General features: G+C 71.1%; 6 protein-coding genes. All 6 read left to right on the forward strand.

Annotated features, from left to right (window positions below; all coding sequences use genetic code 11):
* Positions 1–176: 176 nt before the first annotated feature.
* A complete protein-coding gene (locus AC07EQ_RS03595; protein WP_478386370.1) occupies positions 177–629 on the forward strand; it encodes a (2Fe-2S)-binding protein in 453 nt (150 codons plus the stop codon).
* Complete coding sequence (locus AC07EQ_RS03600; protein WP_478386371.1) at positions 616–1,578, forward strand: FAD binding domain-containing protein; 963 nt, start codon at positions 616–618, stop codon at positions 1,576–1,578. The genes AC07EQ_RS03595 and AC07EQ_RS03600 overlap by 14 nt, the downstream gene beginning before the upstream one ends.
* Positions 1,575–3,737 (forward strand): xanthine dehydrogenase family protein molybdopterin-binding subunit, encoded by a 2,163-nt coding sequence (locus AC07EQ_RS03605; RefSeq protein ID WP_478386372.1) that lies wholly within the window; start codon positions 1,575–1,577, stop codon positions 3,735–3,737. The genes AC07EQ_RS03600 and AC07EQ_RS03605 overlap by 4 nt, the downstream gene beginning before the upstream one ends.
* Positions 3,738–3,872: 135 nt before the next feature.
* Positions 3,873–4,628, forward strand: coding sequence for a histidine utilization repressor (gene hutC, locus AC07EQ_RS03610; RefSeq protein WP_478386373.1), 756 nt, complete (start codon positions 3,873–3,875; stop codon positions 4,626–4,628).
* 193 nt (positions 4,629–4,821) lie between these two features.
* The gene (locus AC07EQ_RS03615; RefSeq protein WP_478386374.1) at positions 4,822–6,237 is read left to right on the forward strand and encodes an amino acid permease; all 1,416 of its coding nucleotides are present in this window, start codon (positions 4,822–4,824) and stop codon (positions 6,235–6,237) included.
* Positions 6,238–6,342: 105 nt separating this feature from the next.
* On the forward strand, positions 6,343–7,917 hold the full coding sequence (gene hutH / locus AC07EQ_RS03620; protein WP_478386375.1) for a histidine ammonia-lyase: 1,575 nt from the start codon (positions 6,343–6,345) through the stop codon (positions 7,915–7,917).
* Positions 7,918–8,055 lie beyond the last annotated feature (138 nt).

Consider the following 8,055-nt stretch of genomic DNA (forward strand, 5'->3'; position numbering starts at 1 on the left):
CGGCTACCTTCGGGGGCGGCGTCGTCCTTGCAGAGCGGATAAGTATCCGCTAGCGTCGAGGAGGGGCTGAAACGGATGAATATCCGGTTTCGGCGATGGTCCCAGTTCTGCTCCCACCACCACAAGCGACACCGCTGCGGTCGTCCTGCGCGGGCGGCCGGCGGGGAAGAGATCAAGTGGACATCTCACTCGAAGTCAACGGCAGGGCCGAACGGCTGAACGTCGATCCCGGCGTGACGCTGCTGGACGCATTGCGGGAGAACCTCGGCGTCACCGGCCCGAAGAAGGGCTGCGACCGCGGCCAGTGCGGTGCCTGCACCGTGCACGTCGACGGCAGGCCCGTGCTCTCGTGCCTGACCCTCGCCGCCACCGTGCGGCGACCGGTGACGACGGTGGAGGGCCTCTCCGACGGCGACGACCTGCACCCGGTCCAGCAGGCGTTCGTCGACCAGGACGCCCTGCAGTGCGGGTTCTGCACGTCCGGTCAGGTCATGTCGGCCGTCGCCGCGGTCGAGCAGGGCGTCGAGGACGTCCGGGAGTTCATGTCCGGCAACATCTGCCGCTGCGCTGCCTACCCGAACATCGTCGCGGCGATCGAACAAGCGAGGCAGGCCGATGCGTCCCTTTGAACTCACGGCACCGACGACCGTCGAGGCCGCGCTCGCCTCGCCCGGCACGTTCCTGGCCGGCGGCACCACCCTCGTCGACCTGATGAAGCTCAACGTCCTCGCGCCGCAACAGGTCCAGGACATCAACGAGCTGCCGCTGCGGGGCATCGACACCGGCGACGGGCTGCGCATCGGCGCGCTGGAGCGGATGAGCGACGTCGCCGAGCACCCCGGCGTGTACCCGGCGATCTCCCGGGCCCTGCTGCAGAGCGCCTCCCAGCAGCTGCGCAACATGGCCAGCATCGGCGGGAACCTGATGCAGCGCACCAGGTGCACGTACTTCCGCGACGTCGCCGCGCCCTGCAACCGGCGGGAACCGGGCAGCGGATGCCCCGCGATCTCGGGCGCGAACCGGATGCACGCGGTCCTGGGCACCAGTGACTCGTGCGCGGCAGCGCACGCCAGCGACCTGGCGGTCGCGCTGGTCGCGCTCGACGCGGAGGTCCGGCTGCTCAGCGCCGCCGGGAGCCGCACCGCGAAGCTGGCCGATCTCTACCGCCTGCCGGGCGATTCGCCGGAGGTGGAGCACGATCTGCGCCCCGGCGAGCTGATCGGCGAGGTCGTGGTGCCGCGACTGGACTGGGCGTCGCGTTCCACGTACGTCAAGGTGCGCGACCGGCAGTCCTACGAGTTCGCGCTCTGCTCCGCCGCGGTGGCGCTGGACGTCCAGGACGAGCGCATCGCCGACGCCCGGGTGGCGGTCGGCGGCGTGGCGACCGTGCCGTGGCGGCTGCCCGCGGTGGAGGAGGCCCTGCGCGGTGCGCCCGCGACGCCGGAGTCCTTCGAGGCCGCGGCGTCCCTGGCGGCCGACGGCGCTCGGCCGTTGTCCGGCAACGCTTTCAAGGTTTCCCTGCTGAAGCGGACCGTGGTCCGCGCACTGCTCGAACTGACCGAAGGGAGCCGCCTGTGACCAGTCGGCTGGACGGCCCGCTGAAAGTCACCGGGCAGGCGAAGTACGGCGCGGACAACAACTTCCCCGGCATGGCCTACGGGTACGTCGTGCTCAGCACGATCGCGCACGGCGAGGTCGAGGCCATGGACGTCACGGCGGCGAAGAGCGCGCCCGGCGTGCTCGGCGTGTACACGCCGTTCGACCCGCTGGACCTGCGCAAGCCGAGCTCCCCGCTCTTCGGCGAGATGTGGGTTCCGCTGCAGGACCGCGAAGTCACCTACTACGGCCAGCCGATCGGCTTCGTGGTGGCGGAGACCTTCGAGCAGGCACGGGACGCGGCGATGCTGGTCGAGGTCTCCTACCGGACCCGGACCGCCCTGACCTCGTTCGAGGACGGCCTCGCCGCGGCCGAGGACGCGCCGTCCAACGAGGACATCACGGTCCTCGCGGACGGCGTCGAGTCCATCGAGGACGCGCTGGGGGCGAGCCCGGTGCGCATCGAGGCGACCTACCGCACCGCCACCCAGAACCACGCCGCGATGGAACCGCACTCCGCGGTCGCGGTGTGGGACGCCGGCGTCCTGACCATCTACAGCGGGAACCAGGGCTCGGACCTGCAGGCCGCCGACATCGCCGGAGCGCTGGGCCTGGACCGCGCGTCGGTCCGCGCGCTGAACCCCTTCGTGGGCGGCGCTTTCGGCGGCAAGGCCCGCACTTCCACCCCGGCGTTCCTGGCGGCGGCCGCGGCCAAGGCCCTCGGCCGGCCGGTCAAGGCCGCGCTCACCCGGGAACAGGTCTTCACCGCGACGGCGACCCGCCCGGCGACACTGCAGAAGATCTCCCTCGGCGCCGACTTCGATGGCACGCTGATCGCGCTGCGCCACGAGTCGTGGTGCACGACGCCGACGGACCGGTCGTTCGTGGAGCCGACCTCGCACGGCACCTCGCGGGAGTGGTACGCGACCCAGAACCTGGCCGTCAGCCAGAAGATCGTGCCGCTGAACATCCCGCCGACGACGTTCATGCGGGCTCCGGGGGAGGCGCCGGGGTCCTTCGCGCTGGAGAGCGCGATCGACGAGCTGGCGGCCGAACTGGGCGTGGACCCGATCGAACTGCGCCTGCGGAACAACTCGATCGCGCCGCCCGGCAAGGACCTGCAGTGGTCCAGCAAGCACCTCGACGAGTGCTTCCAGACAGGCGCGGAGCGGTTCGGCTGGGCGGACCGCTCGCCCGGCGGGCGCACCGACGGCGACTGGCTCGTGGGCATGGGCGTGGCCACCGCGATGTTCCCGGCGCTGCGGTTCCCGGCCAGCGTCGAGATCACCTTGCGGGCCGACGGCACGGCCGCGGTGGCGACCAGCGGCTCGGACCCGGGCACCGGCCTGCTGACCGTCCTGTCGTTGGTGGGCGCGGAGTCGCTGGCGATTCCGGTCGAGCGGATCACGCCGCGGCTGGGCGACTCGGCGTTGCCGTCGGGCGGCATGTCCGGCGGCTCGACCGGCACGGCGAGCGCGGGTTCGGCCGTCATGATCGCCGCCACCGAGGTGATCGACGCTCTGCTGGCGGTGGCGTCGTCGCCCGGCGCGCCGTTCGAGGGCGCGGAGGTGTCCTACGAGGACGGCCGGGTGCTGGCCGGCGACGGCCGCGCGATGGAGTTCGGCGAACTGCTGCGTGCGGTGGGTCGCTCGTCGGTCTCCGCGATCGGTTCCTCGGCGCCCGGCGAGGAGCTGACGAAGCACTCGTTCAGCTCGTTCGGCGCCCAGTTCTGCGAGGTCCGCGTGCACAAGTGGACGCGGGAGACCCGCCTGTCGCGGATGCTCGGCGTGTTCGACTGCGGCCGGATCATCAACGAGAAGGCGGCCCGCAGCCAGGCGCTCGGCGGGATGATCTGGGGCGTGTCGGCGGCGCTGCACGAGGGCCTGGAGATCGAGGACAGCGGCCGCCTGGCCAACGGCGACTTCGCGGGCTACCTGGTCCCGGTGAACGCCGACATCCCGGACGTCGACGTCCACTTCGTCCGGTACCCGGACACGCTGCACAACGCGGTCGGGGCGAAGGGCCTGGGCGAGATCGGCACGGTGGGCATGGCGGCGGCGGTGGCCAACGCGATCTACAACGCGACGGGAACCCGGGTCCGCCACATCCCGATCACGATCGAGGACCTGCTGGACGACTGAGGCGCTGAAGAGCCCGCTGACCGGTGTGAAAGCACCGGTCAGCGGGCGTTGCGAGCCAGCCGGGGCGTTTCGGGGGAGTCGCGCGGGATAAACTGGGCGCGGGCTGATGATCGATCTCCGAGGTGGGCGGTGCCGGTGGCCATTGATGCGTTGGACGTGGCCGTGCTGTTCCGCGAGAGCCGCCGCGAGTCCGCGCCCGCCTACCGCCGCCTCAAGGACGTGATCATCGAGCAGATCGGCTCCGGGCGGTGGCCCGAGGGCGAGCTGCTGCCGTCGGAGAGCCAGCTGGTGAACGCGCTGGGGCTGTCGCGGATGACCATCAACCGGGCGCTGCGCGAGCTGAGCTCGGAGGGGCTGATCGTCCGGCTGACCGGCGTGGGGACCTTCGTCGCCGAGCGCAAGAGCAGCTCCGCGCTGTACGAGGTGCGCAACATCGCCGACGAGGTCCAGCGGCGCGGGCACCGGCACCGGACCGATGTGGTGCTGCTGCGGGAGGAACCCGCCGACCTGCGGATGCACCGCCTGTTCGGGATCACCGAGGGGCGGCCGGTGTTCCACTCGCTCGTGGTGCACTTCGAGGACGAGATCGCGATCCAGCTCGAGGACCGCCACGTCAACCCCGAGCTCGCCCCGGACTACCTCGACCAGGACTTCGCCACGCAGACGCCGAACAGCTACCTGTCGCGGATCGCGCCGCTGGGCAAGGGCGAACACGTCGTCGAGGCCGTGCTGGGCACCGCCGAGGACTGCGCGCTGCTGGGCATCGCGGAAGCCGAGCCGTGCCTGCTGATCCACCGGCGCACCTGGTCGGAGGGGCGGCTCGTGAGCACCGCCCGGCTGCTGCACCCCGGTTCGCGATACCGGCTCGAAGGCACCTTCGACGCGACCTGATCCCCGGATCGTCCCTGTTCACCAGCGTTTGTCCGGTTTCTCCGCGTGCCCCGCCCGGATTTCGGGCCGACCTCTTGACGAGCTGTATATACAGCACTATACATATCGCACCGCCTCGGATTGTGCCCGGCAGCACGGCCGGCGGTTCCGGTTGCAACGGAGGGGACAACGTGGTTCCCGCAGGGAGGAAAAGGTGAGAAAAGGCGCGGCGGCACTGACCCGTGGCCTCACAGCACGGCACATCCGCTTCATCGCCCTCGGCTCGGCCATCGGCACCGGTCTCTTCTACGGCTCTTCCGAGGCGATCAGCCAGGCCGGCCCTTCGGTGCTGCTGGCCTACCTGATCGGCGGTGCCGTGGTCTTCGTGGTGCTGCGGGCGCTCGGCGAGATGGCCGTGGCCGACCCGGTGCCCGGCTCCTTCGGCGAGTACGCCAGTCGGCACCTGGGGCGCCTGCCGGGCTTCCTGACCGGCTGGACCTACACCTTCGAGATGATCATCGTCTGCATCGCCGACGTCACCGCGCTGGCCGTCTACATGGGATTCTGGTTCCCCGACGTGCCGCGGTGGATCTGGGTGCTGGCCACGCTGTTCGTCATCGGCGCGGTGAACCTGCTGAGCGTCAAGGTCTTCGGCGAGCTCGAATTCTGGTTCTCCGTGGTCAAGATCGTCGCGATCGTCGCGATGATCCTCGGTGGCATCGCCGTCCTCGTCTTCGGCTTCAGCGGAGCCCACGCGGAGACCGGCGTGAGCAACCTGTGGTCGCACGGCGGGTTCTTCCCCAACGGCATCGAGGGCTTCCTGATGTCCTTCGCCGTGGTCATGTTCGCCTTCGGCGGCACCGAGATCATCGGCGTCACCGCGGGGGAGGCCGAGGAGCCGCACAAGACCATCCCGCGCGCGGTGAACAGCGTTCCGGTGCGCGTGCTGCTGTTCTACGTGCTGACCATCGGCGTCATCATGTCGATCACCCCGTGGCAGTCGATCAGCTCCTCGGGCAGCCCGTTCGTGCAGATCTTCGAGGGCCTCGGGCTGACCTCGGCGGCGACCGTCCTCAACGTCGTGGTGATCACCGCCGCGCTGTCGGCGATCAACAGCGACATCTTCGGCGCGGGCCGCATGCTGTTCGGCATGGTCGAGCGCGGTCAGGCGCCGGCGATCATGGGCCGGGTCTCGCGCAACGGCGTGCCCTGGATGACCGTGGTCATCATGACCGGCGCGCTGCTGATCGGCGTGGTGCTCAACTACGTCGTCCCGGAGGACATCTTCACGATCATCGCCTCCATCGCGACCTTCGCTACGGTCTGGGTGTGGCTGATGATCATGCTGGCGCACTACCAGGCCCGCCGGAAGATGAGCCCGGCCGAGGCGTCGGCGCTCAAGTTCCCGTCGCCGCTGTGGCCGTACGCGCAGATCGCGGCGATCGCCTTCCTGGTCTTCGTGTTCGTGCTGCTGGCGTTCTCCGCGGACACCCGCGTGGCGCTCATCGTCGGTGCCGTGTGGCTCGCCGCTCTCACGATCTTCTACAAGCTCGGCGTCGGCCGCCGCAAGGCCGCCGGCGGGAGCCCCGACGACGACCGGCTCGCCGCGTCCGAGGCCGGAACCGGCTGACCACCGAACGCGTAGCTGTATAGACAACCCTATGCTTCACCTGGCGCCACCAGCCGGATGAAGCGAGCGCGACGCCCCAACTCACGAGGAAGAAGAACATTGAGCATGCTCAGCAGTACCGAAGCCAGCGCGGACACCACCGCCCAGCCGGTGGTCGTGGGAGTCGGCCCCGTCAGCCCCGCCGACGTCGTCCGCGTCGCCCGCGGCGGCGCGCGGGTCGAGCTCTCCGAGGAGGCCCGCCAGGCCCTCGCGGACACCCGCGGCCGGATCGAGCGCCTCGCCGAAGAACCGAAGCCGGTCTACGGGATCTCCACCGGGTTCGGCGCGCTCGCGACCCGCCACATCCCGGTGGAACTGCGCCGCCAGCTGCAGAAGAGCCTCGTCCGCTCGCACGCCGCCGGAAGCGGCCCGGAGGTCGAGCGGGAGGTCGTCCGCGGGCTGATGCTGCTGCGCCTGTCCACCCTGGCCACCGGCCGCACCGGCGTCCGCCCCGAGATCGCCGACGCCTACGCCGCGATGCTGTCGGCCGGGATCACGCCGGTGGTCCACGAGTACGGCAGCCTGGGCTGCTCCGGCGACCTCGCACCGCTCGCGCACGCCGCGCTCGCCCTCATGGGCGAAGGCACCGTGCGGGACGCAGACGGCCGCTCGCTGCCCGCAGCGGTCGCCCTCGCCGCCGCCGGGATCACCCCGGTCGAACTCGCCGAGAAGGAAGGGCTCGCGCTGATCAACGGCACGGACGGCATGCTCGGCATGCTCGTGCTGGCCTGCCACGACCTGCGCAAGCTGGCGAAGCTGGCCGACATCACCGCCGCCATGAGCGTGGAGGCCCAGCTCGGCACCGACCGCGTCTTCGCCGCCGACCTGCAGGAACTGCGCCCGCATCCCGGCCAGGCCGCCGCCGCGTCCAACATGCGGCGCGTGCTCGCCGGCTCGGGCATCGTGGCCAGCCACGCCGGCCCCGACTGCAACCGCGTGCAGGACGCCTACTCGCTGCGCTGCGCGCCGCAGGTCGCCGGCGGCGTCCGCGACACCCTCACCCACGCCGAGTCGGTCGCGGCGGTCGAGCTCGCCAGCGCCGTGGACAACCCCGTGGTCACCCCCGACGGCCGCGTCGAGTCCAACGGCAACTTCCACGGCGCCCCCGTCGCCTACGTGCTGGACTTCCTCGCCATCGTCGCCGCGGACCTGGCCAGCATCAGCGAGCGCCGGACCGACCGGTTCCTGGACCCCGCCCGCAACCACGGCCTGACGCCGTTCCTCGCGGACGACCCCGGCGTCGACAGCGGCCACATGATCGCCCAGTACACCCAGGCCGCGATCGTCTCCGAGCTCAAGCGCCTCGCCGTCCCGGCCAGCGTCGACTCGATCCCGTCCTCGGCCATGCAGGAGGACCACGTCTCGATGGGCTGGTCCGCGGCCCGCAAGCTCCGCCGCGCCGTCGACGGCCTCACCCGCGTCCTGGCGATCGAAGCGCTCACCGCGGCGCGCGCCATGGACATGCGGCAGCCGCTGAGCCCGTCGCCCGCCACCGGAGCCGTGCGCGACCGCATCCGGCAGCACGTCGCCGGTCCCGGCGCCGACCGGCACCTGGCGCCGGAGATGGAGGCCGCCGTCGAGCTGTGCCGGTCCGGCGCGCTGGTCGACGCCGTCGAGGAAGTCGTCGGCGCTCTCGACTGAGACCCCGTTCGCAGTCAGGACTTCCGGGCGCGGGGGGGGGGGGGGGACCCCCCCCCCCCCCCCGGCCTTCTTTCCTTACAACCCACCCCCTCCCGGGGGTGCTTCCGAGCAACACAGATGGGACCACAGAAAAAAAAA

Source organism: Saccharopolyspora sp. NPDC045839, assembly GCF_056431645.1.